Below are 22,991 nucleotides of genomic sequence, written 5' to 3'. Positions count from 1 at the left end.
CCCACATCGATCAATGGCTCAGATGGATTTCCACGCGACGGTTCTTGGCGCGTCCGGCGTCGGTGTCGTTGCTGTCGACAGGCTCGCTTTCACCGCGACCCTCGCTGCTCAGCTTGTCTGCCGCAACGTCTTGGCCCAGAAGAAACGAGACGACACTGGCGGCACGTTGCTCGGACAGCTTCTGATTGAAGGCATCGCTGCCGACGCTGTCGGTATGACCGACGATCTTGACCATGGCCACCTGGGCCGTCTTCATCCGCGCTGCCAGCGATGTCAGTTCGGTACGGGCACTTGAGGTCAGTTCGGCGCTGCCGAATTCGAACGGTACGTCGCCCGCATCGCTCAAGGTGACCACTTCGGGGATATCGGCCACTGGCGGCTCGGGCGCCTTGGTCACGGCGGGGTATACCGGCAATGGGCAGCCGTTGTGCTTGACTGGCGTATTGGCCGGGGTATCGGGGCAACGATCGCGTCGATCGAATACGCCGTCTTCGTCCTTGTCGCCATCCTGGGCATAGCAGACCAGACCGCTCACCACCGCGCCGGCCAAGCCACCGCCAGCGGCCCACGCACCACTTTCAATGGCACCCAGCCCGCCACCGGCGAGGCCACCCAGCACGCTGCAGACAGGCCAGGTACGCGAGTTGAGTGGGGACGCCCCTTCAGGGGAGGTGGTACAGCCGCTCAGCACACCGGCGACCAGCAGAGCGGGAAGTACGGTCCGCGATAGATCTTTCAGCTTCATTCAAGGCTCCTGAGTCGCCGGCGGGCGCCGGCAACTGAGAAGTAAAGCGTGCCGCCGGTCGTTGTACAAGGGGACCGGCGGGGGGTGCTAAAGGTTCAACGCTGGATGAGAATCTCGGTACGACGGTTCATGGCGCGACCGTCGGCCGTGTTGTTGTCGGCAACCGGCTGGGCCTCGCCCACGCCCCTGACCGATACCACGCTGGCCCGCGGTACGCCGCTGCTGACCAGGTAGTCAGTCACTGCCTTGGCGCGCTGCTCGGACAACCGTTGATTGTAGGCGTCCTTGCCGACACTGTCGGTATGACCGCTGACGCTCAAGCGCGCCGTGGTCGCTTCGGTCTTCAGGCGGGTGGCGACGGTATCGAGCTGCGCCCGGTCGGCGGCAGTGAGGGTGGCCTTGTCGAATTCGAAATGCACGTTGCGGATGACGATCGTCTCCTCCTTGGGCATCGGTGCCGGCTCGGCAGCGACTGGCATCGGCATCGGCGCCGGGGCAGGCGGCGGGCAACCATTGGCGTCTACCGGCGTGCCCTTGGGAGTGCCGGGGCACTTGTCGCGGCTGTCCGGTACGCCATCACCGTCTTCGTCGCCATCGCCATGCACCCAGCAATAGGCTGCGCCGACACCGGCAGCCGCCGCGCCAACACCGGCTGCCAGCGACCCGCTTTCGATGGCGCCCAACGCCGCACCGGTCACCCCGCCCACGGCCGCGCACATCGGCCAGTCGGTTTTCTGCAAGCCTGCGCAACCCGTCAACACGCTGCCGACCAATATCAAGGGTAATGCCGTCCGAACTATGCTCATCTAGTTTCTCCTCAGGGAATCGGCAGCAGGGGCCGACGTTCTGGGAGTAAAGACCGTGGTTGGCATATGCGCCAGCAATAAGCCATAGGGCGCGCCATCCAATCAATGCTGGGCCATCGGGTCGGGGCCCTATAATGTGGTGGCCACGACCGAGGAGCTTCAATGACCGACGCAGTATCTTCCCGTACCCCGCAACAGGCTCTGGCGGCCTTGCTCGAACGTCACGCGCCGCAGCGCCTGCTGCTGATCGGCGCGAGTGCATTCCCCGCCCTGGCCGCGTTCGAGGCAGCGCACCCCGAAACCCGTATATCCAGAGCCGCGCCCGGCCCCCTGCCCGCAGACCTGGCCGGCCAGCGTTTCGACCTGGCGCTGGCGGTGGATTGCCTGGAGCATCTGAACAAGGCCGAAGGCACGCGTCTGCTGGCCGGCATCCGCAACCTCAACGCGAGCTGCATCGCCGTGCTGGCCGACCCGGTCGCCAGCGGCTGGAGCGACACCGACTTCTACGCCCTGGCCCTGCAGGCCAGCGAACGCTTCGCCCGCGACCAGCAGGTGCTCAAGCTGTACACCTATGATGTGCGCGAATACAAACAAGTCCCGGACTGGCTCAACGCCAAGTTCTGGGCCAACCCGGAAAACTTCGGCAAGTATTGGTGGTGATATGAGCGTTTCGATCTGTCCGTGCGCAAGTGGCAATCTGCTGCCGGCCTGTTGTGGTCGCTATCACGAGGGCCAGCCGGCGCCCGATGCGCAGAGCCTGATGCGCTCGCGCTACAGTGCCTACGTGCTGGGCCTGGTGGACTATCTGGTGAACACCACCCTGCACGCCCAGCAGGCCGGCCTGGACCGCCAGGCCATTGCCCAGTGGAGTTCGCAGAGCACCTGGCTGGGCCTGGAGGTGGTGGCGGCGGAAGTCTTCGGCGGCCAGCCGGAACACGCGTTCGTGACCTTCACTGCGCGCTGGCACGACAGCACCGGCGAGCACTGCCACCGCGAGCGGTCGGCGTTCGTGCAGCACGACGGCCGCTGGTATTTCATCGACCCGACCGTCCCGCTCAAGGCCAGCCGCAACGACAGCTGCCCCTGTGCCAGCGGGTTGAAGTTCAAGAAGTGTTGCGCGGGCTACATCAGCCAATGATTTTCAGATGAGAAGTGTCCGGCACCTGGACGGTTTCCTCGTGCCGCAACTGGCCCATGTCGCTGCCGGCAGGCGCCAGGCTGAACTGCTGCAGGTTCAGCTGCGCCGAGCGCTGTGCGGGCCTTTCATCCTGCAGATCGGCGCCCACCTCGGCGATGGCGAAGTCCGGCGCATCCACAGCCACGAACGCTGCCATGTACGCATCACGCGGCACGACCTCGGCGCGGCGGGCCACCGCCATGGGTTTCTGGCCGAAGTCGCCTGCCGCCGCCGGCGCGGTCATGATGATTTCTTCGATGTCCTGAGCCATTTCGTCGATGCTGGCCACGGCCCCTGCGCGTGCCAGCGCCGCGCGGTATTTTTCCGCCGCTTGGGCGTCGAGGTTGTTCTTGAGGACCAATCGGCGTCCGGAAAACAGCAGCTCGATTCGCTGGGCGTCGGCCTGGAACAGTTTTGCCAGGTTGCTCTTGACCTGGTCCAGCGCCGCGCCGGGCACGCATTGGCCGCTGAAGACGATCTCGTAGAAACGCATGGCAACTCTCCTGGCATGGCACCGTTGCGGGCGCTGGGCGTCCGCACAGATGCCGAAAAGCCAGCACCGTAGCAGTGATTATGGACCACGATGTTTCGGCGCAACAAGCTCGCCCTTGTCATGCCCGCGCGCCTTGTTAGACTCAAGGCAAATCCGGAGGTCCCTGCCATGTCCGCTTGCACTCTCGTTCTGCGCAGCATCGGCTTGCTGTCACTGCTGGGACTCACGGGCTGCGCCACCTGGTTCACCGGCAACTACCAGGATCCTCAGGTGCACTTGGTCAAGGTCGAGGTGGTCAAGGCCAACATGCTGCAACAGCGCCTGATCCTGCGTTTCCGCATCGACAACCCCAACGGCCGCAGCCTGCCAGTGCGCGGCATGAGCTACAGCGTGCGCCTGGAAGACATGCTGCTGACCGAAGGCGACGCCAGCGACTGGTTCAGCGTGGCCGCCAACAGTGGCGAATACTACGAGCTGCCGGTGCGCACCAATCTCTGGCAACACGCGCGCGAGCTGTCACGCCTGCTCAAGCACCCCGAGCGAGCGATCCGCTACGAGCTGCGCGGCGAATTGCGCACCGGGGTGCTGTTCGGCCACGACGTGGTGCTCAACCACACCGGGGTAATCGACGCGCGCGGCTTGTCCGGTCGCTGAGATGTCACAAAGATTTTTCCCGCAGCGCTGCTATTCCTAACCCAGGGTGAGATAATTCCGGCCAATTTCACCTGCGGAGTATTCTCGATGTCCCAGCAACCCCATGTGCACGGCCCCGACTGCAATCACGACCATGACCACGATCACGCTCATGAGCACGACCACGGTCACGTGCATGGCCCGCACTGCAACCACGCCCCACAGGAACCGGTGCGCAATGCCCTCAAAGATGTAGGCCGCAACGATCCCTGCCCCTGCGGCAGCGACAAGAAATTCAAGAAGTGCCACGGCGCCTGAGCCGAAACGATGCCCGAGGGTGCTGCGTGCTGGCAGCCCCTCCCTTGACCCCAATCCCACCGCTATGCGCTGTGCCCGCGAGCGGCCCGGGCACGAAGAAAATATCCCCCGCCTGACGCTTGCGCGTCGCCCCCGCCCTCTCTAACGTAGCGCCTTTTACGCCAGCCCCCGCAGGAGCTTCGCCATGGCCTCGCCCGCCCGTTTCTTCTTCACGCCCACGTTTGGCTGCGCCGCCGTGGTCACCGGCATGCTCACCCTGACCGGCTGCCAACAATGGCTGGGCGGCTCCGCCGAGCAAAACCTGCCGCCAAGCGTGGGTGTACAGCCGCTCAAGGGCCTGGCGCAGAATGTCTCGGTCAGACGTAACGGGCTGGGCATGCCGCTTATCGAAAGCAATACCTTCCACGATGCTCTGTTTGCCCAAGGCTACGTGGCCGCCAGCGACCGCATCACCCAGATGGTCCGTCTGCGGCTGCTGGCCCAGGGACGCCTGGCCGAACTGGACGGCGTCGAAGCGCTGGACGGCGACCGCCTGCTGCGCAGGATCAACCTCAAGAAGAACGCCGACCAGTTGTATGCCGCGGCCTCACCCCGATTGAAGCGTTTCTTCGATGTCTATGCACGGGGCGTCAACGCCTACCTGTTTCGCTACCGCGGCAAGCTGCCCGCGCAATTGGCAGGCTACACCCCCGAATACTGGAAGGCCGAAGACTCGGCGCTGATGTTCGCGTTGTGGTCGTTCAGCCAATCGCTCAACCTGCAGGAAGAGTTGGGTTCGCTGGTACTGGCGCAGAAAGTGGGCACCGACAGACTGGCCTGGCTGCTGCCGGTCTATCCGGATGAGAGCCTGCCTTTCAGCGAGGCCGACAAGCTCAAGGGCGTGTCGCTGGGCAACTCGCTGACCAGCCCGGCGGGCCTGGCCACGATGAATCGCGAACTCGCGCGACTTGGCGCGCCAAGCTCCAGCAACTGGGCCATCGCCCCGCAACGCACGCGGGCCGGAAAAAGCCTGTTCGCCAACGATACCCACGCATCGACGAGCGTTCCGTCGGCGTGGAGCTTCGTGCAGCTGCGCGCGCCGCGCTTTCAGGCGGCAGGTGTCGCCCTGGCCGGTTTGCCGGGCGTGCTGGCCGGCTTCAATGGTCAAGTCGCCTGGGGCATGGCGGCAGTGATGGGCGACAATCAGGATGTTTTTCTGGAGAAGGTCCGCAGCGAAGGCGGCCGCGTGGTGTATCAGTCCAACGGCAAATGGCAGCCGGCCCGCGTGCGTCAGGAGACCTACCTGGCCAAGGGGCAGCGTCCGCTGCGCGAAGCCGTCTACGAAACCGGTCACGGCCCGCTGCTCAACGACGTCAGCGGCATGCCGGCAAGCGGCGGCTACGGCCTGGCCCTGCAACTGCCGGACTTGACCGACGACAAGAGCCTGGATGCGCTGTTCGATCTGTCGCGCGCCAGCAATGTCGAGAAGGCTTCGGATGCCAGCCGGCAGATACGCGCGGTGGCGACCAATCTGCTGTTTGCCGATGCCAGCAGCATTGGCTGGCAGGTCACCGGCCGCTTTCCCAACCGTCTCGAAGGCAAGGGCATGCTGCCCTCGCCCGGCTGGGACGGTCGACATGACTGGGACGGCCTCGCCGACCCCATGCTTCACCCCTACGACCAGGACCCGCCGCAGGGTTGGCTGGGTACCGCCAACCAGCGCATCGTCCCGCCCGGCTATGGCATCCAGCTGTCCAACGCCTGGTACTACCCGGAGCGCAGCGAGCGCCTGGCCGAGCTGGCCGGTGCCGGCAAGCACGACACACGCAGCATGATTGCCATGCAGTCCGATCAGACCACCCCCTTCGCCGCCAAACTGAAAAAGATGTTTCTTGCGCCCGGCATGGCACAACCGCTGAAAAGTGCCATCGATGCGCTGCCCGAGGGCGATCGAACCAAGGCCCGCGAAGCGTACACTCGCCTCATGGCCTTCGATGGCCGCCTTGCCGCGCAATCCGCCGATGCCGCGCTGTACGAACTGTTCCTGCAGCAAAGCGCGCAGCGGACCTTCCTCGACGAGCTGGGTCCGCTCGACAGCGCCAGCTGGAAGGCCTTCGTGGCCCAGGGCATGACTTCCTACTCGGCCCAGGCCGATCATCTGCTGGGGCGTGACGACAGCCCGTTCTGGGACGATCTGAGCACCGCGCAGAAGGAGGACAAGCCGGCCATCCTGGCGCGCAGCCTGGCCGCCGCGGTCAGCGCCGGCGAGGCGCAGCTGGGCAGTGATCGAAGCACTTGGCAGTGGGGGCGTCTGCATCGCACCACCTGGACCGACACGGGCGGGCCCGGTGCCGGCGCACCCGTGCTACGCGGCCCGGTTGCCACCGGTGGCGATCACACCACCTTGAACGCTGCGCCCTACCGCTGGGGCGACAGCTTCGACACCGCGTCGATACCGGCGCTGCGCATCGTCGTCGACTTCGCCCAGGCCGAGCCGATGATCGGCCTTGGCAGCAGCGGGCAGTCGGGTAATCCGGCCAGTGCCAACTACACCGACGGCATCGACGCGTGGCTCAAGGGTCAATACGTCAGCTTCCCGATGCAGCCGCAGCATTTCGACAAGGCCTACGGGACCAAGCGACTGACGTTGACGCCGCAGAAATGACCGTGTGAATTCGCCGCTGAAAACGCAAGAGAGCCCCCGTTACTCGAAACGGGGGCTTGATCACTGCGCTGGATCCTGCCCTATCGGGAAGAACACCCCGCCACTCCACACCCCCAGCCAACCGTCACGCACCACGGCCAGCTCGACCAGCCGATAGAACACGTTGCGGTGAATGCGTGCTTCCAGGTTGTTGCGCACCAGCACATAGGGTGAAGGCTCCTGGGTACAGGGGTCGATGTCGACCCGCAGCGGGTGCTGCGCGTCGGCGTCGACGCAGTCCTCGACATTGCTGGTGAAGCGCAGCGACTGCTGCTCGCCTTCCCCCGACACCTGCATGTCGATGGCCACGAACGGTGCGTCATCGACGACGATGCCGACTTTTTCCACCGGCGTCACCAATACGTACTCGTCGCCATCGCGGCGCAGGATCCCGGCGAACAACTTGACCATCGCCGGTCGGCCGATCGGCGTGCCCTGGTAGAACCAGGCACCGTCGCGGGCAATACGCATGTCGATGTGCCCGCAGAAATCGGGATTCCACAGATGCACGGGCGGCAAGCCCTTCTTGGCAGTGGGAATGTGCGCCAGCAAATCGTCGGCCTTGCCCGTCATGCTCGTCTCCTCAGCGGCTTACGCCCAACAAGCTGCGAGCGTAGTCCTCAAGGGGTGGGCCAAGCAAATCTTCCGGTTTGTTGTTGCGCATCGTCAACAGCCCGCCACGGCTGCGGATGGTCGCGGTGTCGATGAGATAGCGGGTGCTGGTTTCGATGAGCATGATCTGAATCACGCTGCTGTCGACGCCGAGCCGGTCCAGAGCTTCCTGGTCGGCCCATTCGTCAGCATTGCCGATGCGGTCGTCGGCGCGTGCAAAACGGGTGTAGAGCAGGTAATGCGCGCCGGCATTGCGCGCCTCGCCCAAGGCCTGTTCCAGGCCCAGCGGTGCCGGGGCGCGGCGTACCAGGGGAAAGTACTCGACGAACGCTTCGAACGCCTGTTCAGCCACAACGTTGGGCCGCGGGTAGGCGCCGCCGGGAGGCACGAACGCGCCCTGACCAATGTAGATGAACGAATCAGGCTGCACGCGCAAGTTGTTGAACCGGCGAGTTTCACTGTGATTCAACACACCCGCATCGCTCAGGTGATAGCGAGCGCCTTCGCCCAGATCACTGACCTTCATGCAACCGCCCAACGCCAACAGCGCCAGCAGCACGACCAGGTTACGCATGCATCCTCCAGAGCCGGCGACAAGATCCCGGCGATCAGCCACATGATGCAGCTTCTGCGCCAGTTTGCAGGGCTCGGGATGGCTTGAGGGTCAGGCTTCTTTGGGGCCGGGTATTTCCGGATCGCGTTTGCGCTTGTTGCCCATGCGCACGCCGATGTCCATGAGGAACTGGAAAAAACCTTCCTGATCTTCCAGTACGTTGCTCCAGAACGGCGAGTGGTACAGCGCCACCGCGCCGTGTACCAGCGCCCAGGCAGCGCAATAGTGGAAGTACGGCGGAACGTCTTCCAGCTTGCCCTCGCTGATTCGCCCCTCGATGAGGAACGTCAGGCGTTCGAAATTCGACGCGCGGATCTTGTGCAGCTGCTCGACGAGCTCGGGCACCTGGTTGCCCTTGACCACCTTCTCTTCCAGCCGGTCGAACAGCCGATAGCGCTGCGGATCGCGCATGCGGAACTCGAAGTAGGCGCGGGACAGGGCTTCCTTGTCTCGATCGATGTCGGCCGAATGCAGCAGCGAGTTCAGGTCGCGCTCGTAGTCGAGCATCAGGCGCAGGTAGATCTCGGCCTTGGACTTGAAGTGTTTGTAGATGGTGCCTTTGCCGATACCCACGGTGTCGGCAATCAGCTCGACTGTAACGCTGTCTTCGCCTTGCTCGAGAAACAGCGCCAGCGCGGTGTCGAGGATTTCCTGCTCGCGGCGGCGAAATTCACGGACCTTACGAGGTTCTTTTTGCATAGGAAGGACTGGATCGAAAGCGGAGGCAGTCATTATGCCTGTATGAGGTCAAAATGCACGGATCATCCCAAATCTCTGGCTTTATGGCGCATATGCCACGCACCCCTGCAATCTGTACTGAGCAGCAGCGGGCGTATTCCAAATACGTTTAAGAAAACCCTGCCAGGCACTGGCGCCCCTGACCCATTCGACAATACTTGAACTGTCGTCGCGCCATACTCCCCCAAGTGATGCGGCGGCAAGGCGTCGATGGACCACGCGCCTGTTGTGACTCCTAATGGTCTTGACCCGGGATTCTCCCCCCAGAGCCCGGGTTTTTTTTGCCCGTGCAGGCTCAAGCCTGGCGACGAACACGCGCCAGGGGGAACAGCCGGCAGAAATTGTCGGTGGTGCGCTCGGCCAGGCTTTCGAACGTCTCGCCGCGGACCGTGGCGATGCACTGTGCCACTTCGCGGACGTACTGCGGCAGATTGGACTTGCCACGGTAGGGAATGGGCGCCAGATAGGGCGAGTCGGTTTCGACCAGCAAGCGATCGGCCGGCACCTGCCGCGCAACTTCACGCAGAGCATCGGCATTGCGGAAGGTCACGATGCCCGACAGCGAAATGTAGAACCCCAGGTCGAGGGCGGCCTTGGCCATCGCCCAATCTTCGGTGAAGCAATGCAGCACGCCGGCCTGGGGCAATTGCGCCTCGCGCAACAAATCCAGGGTATCGGCGCGTGCGCCGCGGGTATGCACGATCACCGGCTTACCGGTCAGATTGGCCGCCTGCAGGTGCAGTCGAAACGATTCCTGCTGCAGCTGCGCCGCCTCGGGTTCGTAGTGGTAGTCCAGGCCGGTTTCACCGATCGCCACCACGCATGGCGCATCGAGCTCGGCCATCAGCCAGTCCAGCGCGGGGGGCTTGCCGGGAGCGAGGTCAAGGGGATGAATGCCGACCGAGCAATCGACGTCGTCGTAGCGGCCGGCCAGGGCCTTGACCGTGGCGGCGTTCTCGGCGCTGACGCCGATGCACAGGAAATGCCCGACACCGCAGGCACGCGCAGCCTCCAAGGCGGTGTCCAGGCAGCCGTTGTGTTCGGCAAGATCGAGGCGGTCGAGGTGACAGTGGGAATCTACGAGCATGGGGGTATGGGGACTACATCGTGTGAGTGGGACGGTCGGACTTCAGGGCGCCGGCCAGATAGGTTTCGATCTTGTTGCGCGCAGTATTGTCGCCGTCGTTGAACTGCACGCCCACGCCCGCAGCGCGGTTACCCTGGGCGCCCTTGGGGGTGATCCAGGCGACGCGACCGGCCACGGGAATCTTCTCCGGCTCATCCATCAGGTTGAGCAGCATGAACAGCTCATCGCCCAGCTTGTAGCTCTTGCTGGTCGGAATGAACAAGCCGCCGTTCTTGATGAACGGCATGTACGCCGCATACAGGACGGCCTTGTCCTTGATGGTCAGGGACAGAATACCGTTGCGCGGTCCGGGACTGACGGGTTGATTCATTCGTGCTCCGTTACTGATAGTGAATTTTCGCAGCAGTCAAACCACGTCTGCCGCCGGCGCATCCCTCATCCGGCGTCACCGCATCGCACCGACCCAACCGCGTCCGCCGCCGACGCGGCTTGCGCCGCTGCTACAACCGGTGCATCCCTGTAGCAGCGGCGCGAGCCGCGTCCGGTATCACCACGGTACATCAGACAAGCCGCCGCCAACATCGGCAGCGTTCGATCACAATGCACCCATCACGTCTGCCCCGGCAAGGCCATCCAGGACACCAGCAGCGCCTCGATGAGCAATACCCGGTTCAGGTTGGCCTTGGCCAGCACTTTCTGGCGCTGCATCAGCACCCAATCCTGAATGGCCAGCACCTTGCTCTGGGTACTCTTGTCAGCCAGATATTGCAGCACCTTGCGCATGTCGCTCAAGCCCAGTCCCTGCTCGTCCGTCGTCAGGCGATAGCGCAGCAACAGGTTCGACCACTCGCAGAACCAGTCGAACAGCAGCAGCAATGGCACAGCGCTCCAGGCTTCGGCCAACTGGCTGGGCGTCTGCTGCCCTTTCAGCAGCTTCTTCACCCCTTCGACCACCAGCGCCCGCTGCTCGACGATACCGGCAGCCTGCAACCTCACCGCTGCCAGCGGCGAGCCTGCGGCCAACGCGAGCAGATCGGTGCGCGCAGCCCCGTCCACTTCCGGCAGCGCCGTGGCCAGCCACTGCAGGCTGACGGCCTGAGTAGGCAACGGGCACGCCTGCTGCACGCAACGGCTCTTGACCGTGGGCAGCAGTCGACTGGGCTGATGACTGACCAACAGCAAGACGGTATTGCCCGAAGGCTCCTCGAGACTTTTCAACAATGCATTGGCCGCATTGACGTTCATCGCTTCGGCAGGCTCGATCAGCACGACCTTGCGCCCGCCCATTTGCGCGGTCTGCACCACGAAGGCGACCAACTCGCGCACCTGGTCGACCTTGATCGCCTTGTCCGCTTCCTCAGGTTCGAGGATGAAATTGTCCGGATGGCTGCCGGCCTGCAGCAACAGACACGACTTGCAGGCCCCACAGGCGTGCTGCGCGGCCGGACGCTGGCACAGCAACAGTGCCATCAGGCGCTCGGCCAGGGCACGCTTGCCGATGCCCTGCGGCCCGTGCAGCAGGTAGGCGTGAGCATGCTGGGTGCGCCCGGCCAGCTTCTGCCACAGGTCATCCTGCCAGGGGTAGGCGTCAGCCACGCGGCAAACCTCGCAGCTCGGGCAGCAACGCATCCAGCGCCTGCTGGACCTGCGCCAGGCTCTGCCCGGCATCGACTACCCGATAGCGCGAAGGCGCTGCAGCGGCGCGCGCCAGGTAGGCGCCACGCACGGCCTCGAAGAACGCCCGGCCTTCCTGTTCGAAACGATCGAGGCGACCCCGCGCGCTGGCCCGCGCCAAGCCGACTTCCACGGGCAGGTCGAACACCAGCGTCAGGTCCGGGCGCAACGTGCCCTGGACGAAGGTTTCGAGCTGGGCGATGCGTTCCTGGGATAAACCACGGCCGCCGCCCTGATAGGCGTAAGTGGCATCTTGTTTTGGAATGGACAGAATTGGAAACAAGAAGATATACTCAGGCTATGAAAAAATGTAAACAAACTTAAAATTGTTTAAAATCAGGGGCTTAGCACGGATGAAGAGAATCATAGGGCTGGCAGCGAAGGCTAGATCAGGCAAGGACACAGCAGCAGCGATATTGCTTCAGCATGCCTGTGTAACCGCGTTCGCCCTCGCAGATCCACTCAAACGGGGATGCCAAATTCTCTTCAATCTCTCAGATGCCCAAGCCTGGGATGATAGCGTAAAGGAGGTTGAGGTTGGGGCATGGGGACTGTCACCGCGTGCATTCTTTCAGCGCATAGGCACTGAATGGATGAGGAGCCACAACGCCAATCACTGGTTGATGCGGGCTGATCGCGAGATCTATAAACCCATTGCCATACACCCACTCTCTTCTGAACAGACCAATCATCCAGAAACCCCTTTTATCTTAGCTGCGAAAGCATTTTTCAACCTAAGCGATGACCAATGTTGGTGCGCTGCCGCCTTCAATAAGATTGATTCATTTTGGCAGATGGCACCAGTTGAAATGGTTAATCTAGTCAAAATGAGAGCGCTTCAAGACTTCCCGGACTTCACAGAGAAGCGAAGCGCGATGCCTCCTCAGGAGGTCAATAATACCGCCTATATTCAAAAACCGAATCTCGACAGCAACGGAAAAGACACAATTATCATCAAGGACATTCGCTTCGAGAATGAGGCTGCGTACATTCGGAGTATAGGGGGTAGCATCTGGCATATTGTGAGAGAGGATGCCCAACCTGTAAATATGCATTCATCGGAATTTGGAATTACGGTCGAAGACGAAGATATCGTCATCCATAACAATGGATCACTTGAAGAGTTAGGCACTCGTTTAAACGAGACGTGGGCATCCCTAATTTCAGATTCAGCCGATAGAGGGTAAGATGGATCATCTCTATAAGCCGAAAGACGCCGTTCATGATGTCGTCATGAGCGCTGACAATCATGAGATGGAATGCCACTATCAAGGCCATTCTTTTTATGACAAGGCAAAAGCTATCTGCCTGGCACTTCACTTAACTTTTATCAAGTACTGCCCAACGAGAAGCAGAGCTACAAACAGCTCACTAAGACGGTCAATATGGATATTTTTTGACTTCATTGAAGCCTACAATGCCCGCAATCCAGCCCAGCTATGGATTCTGAAGATTACCGACCTGAGCGCGGAAGTATACAAGCAGTTCGAAAACCATCTCCTGAAAAGTGATGAAAGCCTGGCTCTTGCTGCCCGACTGAAGACCGCACTCAAAAATGCGTCATCCATGACAGATGCGATTCCAGACTTGTTACTTCCATTTGCGAAAAGAGCAAGCACTCAGGCTAGAGTACCCTTTAGCGATGAAACTGAGAATTCGCTTGCAAATGCTTTCACCTCGAGTATTGATCGGCTCTACGAAATCCTTGAGTTTCGCAAGTTAGTTTCCCAAGCCACACCCTATACCTTCACAGAAATTATTTCAAAAGTCACTTACTCGAAAGAAACGATCTTCCAGTGGCTTCAACATAGGTTTGATAGTGGCTTTGAGCTCAATTGGAGTGCACTACATGCTAAGCTGAAACTTTCAAGCAATCCGGAATTACGCGAAATCGCTTCACTTCCCAACTGGCGGGGAGTGATTTACTCGGCCTACAAAAATAGAAGCGAAGAATTCCAATTTGAGAATCCAGAAAACCCATTTCAGTTCCGAAAGATTCTCAATTTTAATCCGGATCCCGCGCGAGTGATCAGAACGTTCATCGAGAACGGCTATCCGTTCGAAGTAGAACTGGATGAAATCATCGAAAAATATTCGGCTATCAAAGTCAACGCATTTGAAAAGTGCAGTGATGTAATCCAACTGATTATGCACAGATGGAGCAAGCCCGTAACGCCGCCTGGCTTCAGTAATCCGATCAAGTGGGACGACCTGCTCAACCTGTACTATCCATCAATGCAGGACATGTCTTGCATCGTACAGTTCATCATGCTTCAGACTAACTGGAACAAAGAGGCGGTCTTGGCGCTCGATCCTAATAATTTTGAGCACGCGCTTACTGGGGCAATGAATGAAAAGCATGTGATGATTCAGACGGAAAAAAACCGTAGCCAAGGGATCGCCAAACCTTACTATGCCCCGAAAGAAATAATCGCCGCGAGCACAACCACCGACATGTACTCGGCTCGGAATTTGATTTTGCTCGCGATAAAGCTTTCTGAGCCCCTTGCTAAGTACGAATTCGATTATGTCCGCCATGGCATGACTTCAGCAGACTACAACACAACATTTTTGTGCCTGCGTTTCTTTGCGGACTGGACGAAGAAAGGTGGACGTCATACCTCTGCTTCCAACGAAAAAGCTTTTCAGCAAGGCATTAAGCAGCTTCTCAAAGAATTTCCCATCTTCGATGAGGATGGTGAAAGGTTGATGAGCGGTATAGACCTAACGTGGCGGCTGCGCCCGACGTGGGTGAAGCGTCGAAAGCAAATCTCAGACAGCTCCAGTTCCCACGGCATGCTGGCAATGCTTCTGGGGCACGCGAGTACGGTCACCACAGACGTGCACTACGACAATTCACCTCCGGCCCAACAGGAGCGTTACGACCGACTCGAGTCCGAACTCGAAGCAGTCCTCCGGTTGATGCGGTCAGGAAAATTCGAAGGAATGCTGGGCACGCCTCCCAAAGAGGCGGCCATTCAGCTTCCACTGAAGATTTTTCATATCCCTGGGATGGAAAGGCCGCTCTGGGGGTGCGCTAACCAGCGCAAGCCCACTTGGATTGGCGCAGCCCGCAATGTGCCATTGGGACAGAGATGCTACGTGGTGAGCAAATGCATGTTCTGCTCTCAATGCATCATTTTTGAAGACTCCCTTCCTTACTTGATTGAGCGCCGCATCCATGTGGTTGAGATCATCGATGATCAGCCAGAGTCTGCTTCTGAATATAGCAACGACTGGGAAGTCGAGTTGATCAAAATAGACTCCATCCTTGAAAACTGGGAAGACGAGCAGGCAGTCAGAGAGGCATCTCGTTACCAGCGGCGGAATACGCCTTTGCTGCCACGAGACATGAATTTCCTCCAAGTAATCCTTGAAGAAGAGGACAGACAAAATGAAAAATAAGACTACTGATATCGTAGAGGAATTACCAGATGATCTCGCTGAGCAGCTGGATATCGACTTCTCTGAAGACATCTTGGACGCTGCAGAGAAAGAAATCGAAGATCTCCTGAAGGAGACCGGCGGCGACTACCGTCAAACGCAAAGCACCCTCTTACAAAAGCTGGCGTTGTATCCTGCCGGAAATTTCCCCGTATCCGAATACTCGATGTATTGCGATGACAGCTGGATAATATTTAAAGGGCCAGATGGCGAAGTTACTCGCATCAACTTTGACGCCATGTCAGAACATGGCGTATCCATCAAAAAATCAATCGTATATCATTTAATTCCTGATTTCGCACCATTTGCGGGTATCCGGTCGTATTTAACTACACTGAACCACGCTCAGAACTTTCGGCGCGTCTACAACTATGTTCTCGTAGATAATAATCTCACAGAAGATGCTGACTCATTATCTTTCATTACGCCAAGGCTTCTGAACGACGCACTTGACAGGTCAAAACTAGCCCCTCAATTCACTCATTACCATTATCTGTTTCTGCACATCCGCTTCTGGATTTCTCTCAGCGTACAAAAATTGATTCCGGAGGAAAATCGTTTATCAGTATCGCCAACTACCGTAGACACACCTGAGCGCAGGAAAGACGTTATTCGGAATTTTACGGGATCCATTGCAAGCTGGGCTCCCTACACCGAAAGCGATCTGAAAAAGCTCGTTGAGCACGCCTTATTCTGGACTGAGAAGGCGATGCCGCGTGTTAAAGAAGCTTCTGATTATATCAAGTCCCGAGAATTCGAAGTCACCTGGTCGAAAACGATCACTCGAAGTGCGGAAGATTTTGATTTAGAAAAAAATCTGAATGTAGTAGTTGCTAGTAAGCAGATTCTAAAACTTCAAAAGACTAAGCGTGAATACAATAACCAGGCCCCTTTCTGGCAGTATTCATGGACTCGCAGCTTTCAACATTCGCTCACCCACATACGGGACGCACTCTACATATTGCTGGCACTGGTTACAGGGCTGCGAGTGAGTGAACTTGAAGCGCTTAAATTTGATCACGTCGTTGAAACAAAGAACGGAAAATTCAAGCTACAAGTCACCCGATATAAAACTAGCCAAGACCCCAATTACAAAGGGGATACGTCTTTCATCCCACTTCCAAAATTTATCGGAAGAAAGGTAAAGGATTTCGAACACTTAAGATACGAACTTGACCAAAAAAGGGAAGGCTATATTTTTCAATCTATGCTCGGTACGAAAAAAGTCGTGCGAGAAGCGTCTATAAAGACAGAGCAAATTACGAAGCGTCTTCAACAACAGCTAGGTATCGACCGCGTCCATACTCATCGCTTCAGGAAAACCATTGCCGAAATTCTTATCAACCGCAGTGAACGGAATGTAGACATCATCCGCCTGTTGTTTGGTCATGCCAGCTATGCGATGACTCTAAGGTACATTGGCCGTAATCCTTACATTGTTCAGAGTGTTGCCAAGGCGATTGAGGAGAACTATATCCAAGAGTTCACCGATATCATCACATCGGTAAAAAGCTCAAGCTCGTCTGGCATCAATGCACAACGTCTCGTCGAAAAAATTGCTGCTCGTCCAGAGTCGTTCTCTGGACAAAGCCTCAAGGTTACAATTTTCACCTACGTCACCCATTTGCTTTCGTCCGGCGAACCTCTGTTCATTCACCGTACGGCCGTAGGCACTTACTGCGTAAGTACGGAAGTGTACTCGTCTCCCGATCTTCCGCCATGCCTGGCCCATCACCGAACTACGGTTAAGGATGCCCTTCCGGAACCACTCCATTGCGATACGGCATGCCCACACGCATTGATCGTCGGTAAGGCGGCACAGGCATTGAAGGACAACACGAACTTCTATCAACAGATGCTGGACAAGGCAAGCGACACTTTATCGGAGACCTCGAAAGCGATGCTGCGACTAAAGGTATTGGAAAACACCAAGCACCTCGAAGCATTGAATAATAATCACGCTTACAAAGTTATTCCTTCAGTGGGTATCAGCGTATGAGTAGCCAAGCCACACGCGACAAACTAATTGGCATCATCAAAGAGCACCAACTCAACCACGGCCAATCTAAACTTCCTATAGCTAAACTTGCTGACCTGGCGGGCATTAGCCGCCAGGCTTTCAACCGCTATTATGGTGATTTAAAGAACTACTCAATTGGCAAAGAATCCGTTGCTAAGTTATTTGCCAATGACAACGAATCACTCGGCGAGATGATCGAGAACAAAGAATCTATGATTCTGCGGCTGGAGCAGGAACTTGCAGCAACCAAAGCTGCACATAAAGCCGAACTTGAAGCTGCAATCTCGAATCACATTTCAACACTGATGAACAACGATATTATGGCGTTCGAGGCCGGACAACTTACAGCAACTCTCACGGGCCAGAGCAATCACAATGCCTACCTTAATAAACGGGTAACCGAGCTTGAAGTAAAAAATGCGAAGCTTACGATGGAGGCCGTGACTTCCGCCCACGCCACCAGCTCCAGTTATGCGGTGAAATCTGACAAAAACTTTATTATATTTGATCTGGATCTTTCGTCAGCTAAAAAATCATATGCAACCTCAAGCGACTTCGATGCATATGAGGACGCTAAAGAAGCAGCAATCACGAATATCACGAAGAATTTGATAAAACTGCCCAATCCGGAAAACATTGATATCGTACTCTTTCAGGATAAATATATTTCAGACTTTGATGCTTTCTGCACTAAGATTGCACCCTATCAAAATCGCACCACCATTGTTGTACGTCTTCCAATTTACAGTCGAGAAGAGCTACAATTTATACTTAAAGATCTTCAGCAGATATCTAGCATCTCAATACATGTGCCTTTCACCGCGTCGGAAACAACAACATCGGCAAATCGCAGGTTTGGCAATCGCGATATCCCTCCAGAAGAGTTGAAAGATGCGGATAACGCGAAGCCTCCATCTATCACATGGGGCTTTGAACAAGTTATATTTTTCAGAGTTCGGCAGGGCGAATGATGCCAGATTTTGAATTCAAAGAAATTAGCTACCATAGCATCGACCTCAATCTAGAGGTCAAACATCAAGTTATCATTGCAGGTTTTAGAAAAAAGAAACTCTTACTGAGCATACCAAACTTATACCTATATGAAAAAACTCGCTCATCTAAAGAAACATCAAAAAGGTATGCTACCTTAATCACTAAATTTTATAAATTCTTATCGAAACTTCCAAGATTTAACTCTGTAAGCCCCGGCGACTATCATTTCCACGTCATAAACGCTGATTTAAAAAAATGGCAAGTATATCGGCAGATAAACCGCGTTAAAAACGGTAGTGCTCATCCGAGCTCTGAAACCATTTACAATGATGCCTGTGTCGTATTATATTTTTTTAAGTGGCTACACGAACGCCACATCCCTATTAACGTAACCATTCATCTCAAAACCTGGATCGCCAATTTTAAAGACAGACGACTTCTGAGTTACATTGAGACGAAAGCAAAGCAGGTACTGGACGCCGACTCTATTCGCGTGCTTGATAAAGAGTCCAGACAAAAAAGAGCTATTCGCCTAATATCCAATAATGATATTCATACTCTTCTATCTTGCTACCCCGACATGGTATACAAAACGCTTTTCAAATTTGCCCTTGCAACAGCAATGCGCCCTATGGAGCTGGTAAAATTTCCGTACATGGGAAATGGAAAAAACCGCCACATTCTTCCGTACAGCGAGATGAGCAAAGCTGATAAGACTTTTAAATACTCTCTCATTGGCAAGGGGAATAAATTCAGAAAGATCATCATTCCGGCATACGCCTTGAAAATGCTTGATTCTGAATACATCAAAACTGAATACCAAGCTCGCGCCAAGCTTTATAAGGAACGCTTTGGAAAAAAATGCCCGCTGTCAATACTCTTCTTGACATCGGAGGGCGTTCCCGTTACTCAAACTATGATAGCCCAAGCGACCAACTATGCAAAAAAGCTAGCATTCAAAAAAGATCCTGATTTCCAGATGAGCAATAAGTTTTATCATACTAGGAAATGGTGGCCGACCCTTATGATGATTCAGCATCACAACGGAGACGGTATTCTTGAGAAAAACGCAGAGGTCATGGATCTCGCGATCACCGAGGTAATCATAAATCAGCTTGGCCATGAAAATCCAACAACGACCTATCAGCACTACCTTGTTTTGGGACGATTTCTCGTTATGGCCAGAAAGGGTATCACTCATGAGCATATACATGAGAAGACCATCAATATATATGACGCTATCGCTGAGTACTCCTGACAGTCCATATGAGAGTTTTTTTTCAGACAACTCCTCATCAGCCCAACAGACCTTCCGCCTGGGAAGAAGCTTGGAATCGAGGGAGCCCTTTTCACCAATTCTCAAAAGCTCGATCTTGCATCCGCTTATTCAACATCCTCCTCCTTTACTAATCCAAAGCAGGTCATATACCGGAGGTCTGCCGGGTCAAGACCTTTCTGCCACCCCAGGTGCGACTACAAGCGACCTCGACCCTATGCTTCGGGTCGATCTAGTTGAGCAGTTAGGCTGAAGCTCGTCTATCCATACCAATCATCGCATCCAGCTAGGAGTATTGTTTTCTAAGCATCACCTCTCGGAACGGCAGTCGTGAATTAAGCCTTCGTCTTGACCTGCGGGCTTTCATGCTCAAGCCGTCAGCCAATCGGGCTGCGCACTCCGCTCGGCTCTCGGAACCGACTCGAGATCATCGTAGGCGGATGTAGTGGTGAGTTGTGGTGTACAGCGCCGCGCTTTGGATTGCCACCGACAGCAAGTGTCTCCACGTCCAAGAGTACGAATGAGGGCAACTAGACAACAGCGGCAGGTATGCTAATTTAAGAGCCATCGGTTCACTGGATCGAGCGGTCGGTTCGCAAAAGGCCATGGGCCTCAGGTTGTCATTCCTCACCACGCAGGCTTTCGACAAGAGTCAGAGAGCAGCCGACATCCTGACCCTGGAGAAATGCCGTGCGCGTTCCTATCTATCCGTTCGATCTCGAGCGGAATCGCCGCTTCAAACGTATTGCCAATACCCTACGTTCCAACTGGCCTATCATTGATGGTCTCAGCCTCATGGTGGCCCACGAAGTCCTCGCTTCAGGGCTTGGGTATCGTGACTTTCACGACCTATTGAAGTCATCAAAAACCTGCCTGCCCGATGCTCCCGTTCCCTCATTGGCAGAGGTGCGGGATTCCGTCAGTACGGCGATCTACCTGCACGCGAAACTTCACGAAATTGCTGAGATTGATGATGGGGCAATAAACTCGTTGGTGATGGCATTGCCACTGCACGAGCTTTTGGCCTTCAAGAGCTTTCGCATGAAGCAGGAATCAAGTGCGAGTTCAGCGCCCGCGCGTAGCCAGCCAGACCTCCTTGATTTCGAGGTCTCGCGCGCCCCGAACCGCTCCTTGCTGATCACGCCCTTGAGCCAAGAAGACCTCAAAGCCCTCGCAGAGGCAGTAGATCGTATTACCAGTCTTCGCGATCGTGCATTGTGTGTCGCCGCGCTGTCAGGAATTCGGCAAGTGGAACTCTTACATCTCAAAGCAGGATACATTCAAGGTGATGGTTTGGTTTTCGATGGTTTTAAGGCTTCGATTTCCATACCCAAGCGAATGACGTACAGGCTGCCCGCATTGAGTACAGCAGTGCTGTCTCAGTACGTAGAAGAAAGTGGGCTTTCGGACGGGGACTACCTGTTTACCTCCCACAAGAACCCGAATCATCCTATGACTCAATTTGAGCTCAAACGGATTTTGCGGGCCTGGTGGCTGGAAGCTCAAATCGATCCTCAGAGCGTGTCCATTCGGGCACTACGAGAGGCGTTCATCATGTGTGCCATCGCACATCGTTCAGTCCCAACCCGCGACGCGCTGGCTGCTGCAATGGGCCATCCTTGGCCTGGGCTGTTGTCGCAATACATTCGCGGGATCGATAGAACGCCCAAGGCCTGACATGCTTGCTTGAGCGCTGGGCTTCGTTCATCGAAGCCCAGCCGCTCGACATTCCTGTTCTGATGCAACTCACAACGTGGTCGACTTTTCACGCAAAGTACTGCGGCAAAATCTAGCCAAGGATCTTATCGGTATGCTCCTAAGATACTGATATTCCGTCGGAAAAATTATTTTTCGCGGCTCATCAGCTTGACCAAACCCCTGCCGACGGCTTCATTTCCCCATCATAGAGGAGAAATGCTTATGCCAGCTCTGTTCCATCCCGAGTGCGATCCTGCGTCACCCAATGACGCTCCCAGTCACATCATCTGCAGCTGTCTGCAGTGGAAGGGCCCGAATCTCGAGGCGCTACCGCAAGCCGCCAAGCAGACTTTCTGTTTGCTGTATGGCGACTATCTGGATGAGCGCCTCCTCACAGCCCTGGAGCACATGCACATTCGCGGCGCCATCTCCCCGGTGAAACTGATTGCGTTCCACGACGACTGCCTCAGCGTCTTTCTCGACAGCGCCACCACGAGCGACACGATTCCTGCCCTTGAGGCGATGTGGGAAAAGTTCGTGGCGATTGATCCTATTCGGTTTTATCACGTCAGTTTTTCCAGCGAGGCTGACGTTTATTCAGCCCGTTCGGACTATCCATATTGGGGGGTTGTGAAGGAAATTTTGGAGTCGAACTCGCTGGGTATCGCCGACTATGAACCGCCTGTGTTTGATCATGGCATCGAGGCTAACGATGACGACTGGCCGTTCTTTCCTACATTAGGTGTGTGCGTTCATTCCGGACTCGCAGCCCCCTCCTCCAAGTCCGAATAGTCACAAGGTCGGTACCTCACATGCGGCCCGTTCAAATTTCAGATCGATCCCGAGACCTGATCCTACCAGGGACGTCTCCGACTAATTTCGGCGTACTGTCGTAGCTACGTCAGCCGAATCACATGCGGACATCAACATGCTGACAGTGGAACAAATCAAGCTTAAGGGGATGTGCTACTTCGACCGTGCGGCCCTGGAGGAAATGCTCACCCCTGGGGCCGCCAAGGGCCAGTGTGGAGGTCATGACAGCCTCGACTGCCTGGCCCTCTACGACGCGTTCTTGGTGATCATTGGGGCGGTTGAGGGCTATGCATGCAGCGTCACTGCTTTCCAGGCATTCAAAGGATTCTTAGCGATTGAGCTCCAGCAGGATTCAGTGCAGGCAACGAGCACCCTGCGGGCTACTTGCAGCTTTTTTAGGAACATAGGCGCATTGGATGATGATGACGTGGTCTGCATCATGAATGCCACCACGACTCAGTGCGAAGAGAGCTACCGCGCCTGTAAGCCATCTGCAGCAGCGCTGGAGCACTACCGATCATGGTATGCGACGTCGGATCCTGGCGTTGGAGTGCATTTCAACCTAGCCACGATCCACCTAGATTTGAGTGAGCAATCTCAAGATCACCTCAGGCCACTACTCGTCACCTACTTCGGCGGCTTGAGCGCGTATCAAGCAACGGTGGATGCTGGCCTAATCCAAGGACTGCTCCAGGGACTTGTGCATCAAAATCCTCGGATTGTACTCAGTGAACTGCGCTTGGGTGCCAAGGCAAGTAAACGATTCGTTTCAGATGCCAAGCATCACTCTGATCAGCAGATGGAATGGGCTGGCTACTCCGTAGCGAGCAAAGGCAAAATTGGAAATTCAATCTTGATGTGATTGTGAGGTTTTTCGTAGCAAACGGTTTTCTTGCTCCAACAAGGTAGAGGCTGCAGGGCCATCTGCTGTTTTCTTCGTTGATGCTTGTTTTGGCATGCTCCTCCGGAGCCGGCTGTCGTGAACCAAGCCTCTGCTATCGCATCGTCTTGGCCCGCTGGGCTTCCATCCTCATGCCTGCGCGCTCCGCTTGCCCAGCCCACTGCACCGAGATCACGAGTGGCGCGGCCTGACCAACCCATGTGTCAGCTCAGGCGTTACAGAGCAGTGCAAGATCTTCTGCCGATGACGCGATCCGAGGATTTCTCT

Annotated in this window: 22 protein-coding genes and 1 pseudogene; 13 read left to right on the top strand and 10 right to left on the bottom strand. The window is 56.4% G+C overall.

Annotated elements, in window-relative coordinates:
* Positions 1-10: 10 nt before the first annotated feature.
* Positions 11-739 carry an OmpA family protein gene (locus IFT44_RS20115; RefSeq protein ID WP_122476780.1) on the bottom strand — a complete coding sequence of 243 codons (729 nt, stop codon included), beginning with the start codon at positions 737-739 and terminating at the stop codon, positions 11-13.
* A 101-nt stretch (positions 740-840) separates the two neighbouring features.
* A complete protein-coding gene (locus tag IFT44_RS20110; RefSeq protein ID WP_192176462.1) occupies positions 841-1,551 on the bottom strand; it encodes an OmpA family protein in 711 nt (236 codons plus the stop codon).
* A 162-nt stretch (positions 1,552-1,713) separates the two neighbouring features.
* Here IFT44_RS20110 and IFT44_RS20105 point away from each other — a divergent pair, with 162 nt between their 5' ends.
* A complete protein-coding gene (locus IFT44_RS20105) occupies positions 1,714-2,211 on the top strand; it encodes a DUF6231 family protein (protein WP_122476465.1) in 498 nt (165 codons plus the stop codon).
* Position 2,212: 1 nt separating this feature from the next.
* Positions 2,213-2,689, top strand: a complete 477-nt coding sequence (locus IFT44_RS20100) for a YchJ family protein (RefSeq protein WP_192176461.1) — start codon at positions 2,213-2,215, stop codon at positions 2,687-2,689.
* Here IFT44_RS20100 and IFT44_RS20095 read toward each other — a convergent pair.
* On the bottom strand, positions 2,679-3,221 hold the full coding sequence (locus IFT44_RS20095) for a hypothetical protein (protein ID WP_122476469.1): 543 nt from the start codon (positions 3,219-3,221) through the stop codon (positions 2,679-2,681). The two genes, IFT44_RS20100 and IFT44_RS20095, sit on opposite strands and share 11 nt — an antisense overlap.
* Before the next feature lie 168 nt (positions 3,222-3,389).
* Between IFT44_RS20095 and IFT44_RS20090 the strand changes: the two genes are divergently transcribed.
* The 3 genes from IFT44_RS20090 to IFT44_RS20080 all read left to right on the top strand — a co-directional run bounded on the left by IFT44_RS20090 (position 3,390) and on the right by IFT44_RS20080 (position 6,816).
* A complete protein-coding gene (locus IFT44_RS20090; RefSeq protein WP_122476471.1) occupies positions 3,390-3,875 on the top strand; it encodes an LEA type 2 family protein in 486 nt (161 codons plus the stop codon).
* 87 nt (positions 3,876-3,962) lie between these two features.
* The gene (locus IFT44_RS20085) at positions 3,963-4,172 is read left to right on the top strand and encodes an SEC-C metal-binding domain-containing protein (RefSeq protein ID WP_122476473.1); all 210 of its coding nucleotides are present in this window, start codon (positions 3,963-3,965) and stop codon (positions 4,170-4,172) included.
* A 184-nt stretch (positions 4,173-4,356) separates the two neighbouring features.
* Entirely contained in the window at positions 4,357-6,816 is a 2,460-nt protein-coding gene (locus tag IFT44_RS20080; RefSeq protein ID WP_192176460.1) for a penicillin acylase family protein, read from the top strand.
* A 60-nt stretch (positions 6,817-6,876) separates the two neighbouring features.
* On the opposite strand, the gene IFT44_RS20075 is transcribed toward IFT44_RS20080, so the two are convergent.
* The 7 genes and pseudogenes from IFT44_RS20075 to IFT44_RS20045 all read right to left on the bottom strand — a co-directional run.
* Entirely contained in the window at positions 6,877-7,428 is a 552-nt protein-coding gene (locus IFT44_RS20075; RefSeq protein WP_122476477.1) for a DUF1285 domain-containing protein, read from the bottom strand.
* Positions 7,429-7,438: 10 nt separating this feature from the next.
* Positions 7,439-8,041 carry a DUF4823 domain-containing protein gene (locus IFT44_RS20070; RefSeq protein WP_192102476.1) on the bottom strand — a complete coding sequence of 201 codons (603 nt, stop codon included), beginning with the start codon at positions 8,039-8,041 and terminating at the stop codon, positions 7,439-7,441.
* Between the two features lie 90 nt (positions 8,042-8,131).
* Positions 8,132-8,779 carry a TetR/AcrR family transcriptional regulator gene (locus IFT44_RS20065; protein WP_192102477.1) on the bottom strand — a complete coding sequence of 216 codons (648 nt, stop codon included), beginning with the start codon at positions 8,777-8,779 and terminating at the stop codon, positions 8,132-8,134.
* Between the two features lie 334 nt (positions 8,780-9,113).
* On the bottom strand, positions 9,114-9,905 hold the full coding sequence (locus tag IFT44_RS20060) for a TatD family hydrolase (protein WP_192102478.1): 792 nt from the start codon (positions 9,903-9,905) through the stop codon (positions 9,114-9,116).
* Between the two features lie 13 nt (positions 9,906-9,918).
* Complete coding sequence (locus IFT44_RS20055) at positions 9,919-10,275, bottom strand: PilZ domain-containing protein (RefSeq protein WP_043185228.1); 357 nt, start codon at positions 10,273-10,275, stop codon at positions 9,919-9,921.
* A gap of 239 nt (positions 10,276-10,514) precedes the next feature.
* Positions 10,515-11,501, bottom strand: coding sequence for a DNA polymerase III subunit delta' (locus IFT44_RS20050; RefSeq protein ID WP_185794290.1), 987 nt, complete (start codon positions 11,499-11,501; stop codon positions 10,515-10,517).
* Positions 11,494-11,832 (bottom strand): annotated as a pseudogene (locus tag IFT44_RS20045) (dTMP kinase); the annotation flags it as partial. The gene IFT44_RS20050 and the pseudogene IFT44_RS20045, both read right to left, overlap by 8 nt.
* A 100-nt stretch (positions 11,833-11,932) precedes the next feature.
* Between IFT44_RS20045 and IFT44_RS20040 the strand changes: the two are divergent.
* From IFT44_RS20040 to IFT44_RS20005, 8 genes are all read left to right on the top strand, one after another.
* Positions 11,933-12,766, top strand: a complete 834-nt coding sequence (locus IFT44_RS20040; protein WP_192047633.1) for a deoxynucleotide monophosphate kinase family protein — start codon at positions 11,933-11,935, stop codon at positions 12,764-12,766.
* 1 nt (position 12,767) lies between these two features.
* On the top strand, positions 12,768-14,984 hold the full coding sequence (locus IFT44_RS20035) for a hypothetical protein (protein WP_192052877.1): 2,217 nt from the start codon (positions 12,768-12,770) through the stop codon (positions 14,982-14,984).
* Positions 14,974-17,022 carry a tyrosine-type recombinase/integrase gene (locus IFT44_RS20030; RefSeq protein ID WP_192047631.1) on the top strand — a complete coding sequence of 683 codons (2,049 nt, stop codon included), beginning with the start codon at positions 14,974-14,976 and terminating at the stop codon, positions 17,020-17,022. Before IFT44_RS20035 ends, IFT44_RS20030 begins: the two co-directional genes overlap by 11 nt.
* Entirely contained in the window at positions 17,019-18,014 is a 996-nt protein-coding gene (locus IFT44_RS20025; protein WP_192052873.1) for a TetR/AcrR family transcriptional regulator, read from the top strand. The genes IFT44_RS20030 and IFT44_RS20025 overlap by 4 nt, the downstream gene beginning before the upstream one ends.
* Positions 18,011-19,294 (top strand): hypothetical protein, encoded by a 1,284-nt coding sequence (locus IFT44_RS20020; RefSeq protein ID WP_244652196.1) that lies wholly within the window; start codon positions 18,011-18,013, stop codon positions 19,292-19,294. The genes IFT44_RS20025 and IFT44_RS20020 overlap by 4 nt, the downstream gene beginning before the upstream one ends.
* A 708-nt stretch (positions 19,295-20,002) precedes the next feature.
* Positions 20,003-20,989: a hypothetical protein gene (locus tag IFT44_RS20015; RefSeq protein WP_192052869.1), complete on the top strand. Its 987-nt coding sequence runs from the start codon at positions 20,003-20,005 to the stop codon at positions 20,987-20,989.
* Between the two features lie 243 nt (positions 20,990-21,232).
* Positions 21,233-21,802, top strand: a complete 570-nt coding sequence (locus IFT44_RS20010) for a hypothetical protein (protein WP_192052867.1) — start codon at positions 21,233-21,235, stop codon at positions 21,800-21,802.
* Positions 21,803-21,938: 136 nt separating this feature from the next.
* Positions 21,939-22,685 carry a hypothetical protein gene (locus IFT44_RS20005; protein ID WP_192052865.1) on the top strand — a complete coding sequence of 249 codons (747 nt, stop codon included), beginning with the start codon at positions 21,939-21,941 and terminating at the stop codon, positions 22,683-22,685.
* Positions 22,686-22,991 lie beyond the last annotated feature (306 nt).

Source organism: Pseudomonas sp. CFBP 13710, assembly GCF_014842235.1.
Classification (GTDB): domain Bacteria; phylum Pseudomonadota; class Gammaproteobacteria; order Pseudomonadales; family Pseudomonadaceae; genus Aquipseudomonas; species Aquipseudomonas baltica.
This window is presented reverse-complemented; position numbering and strand designations above follow the sequence as displayed.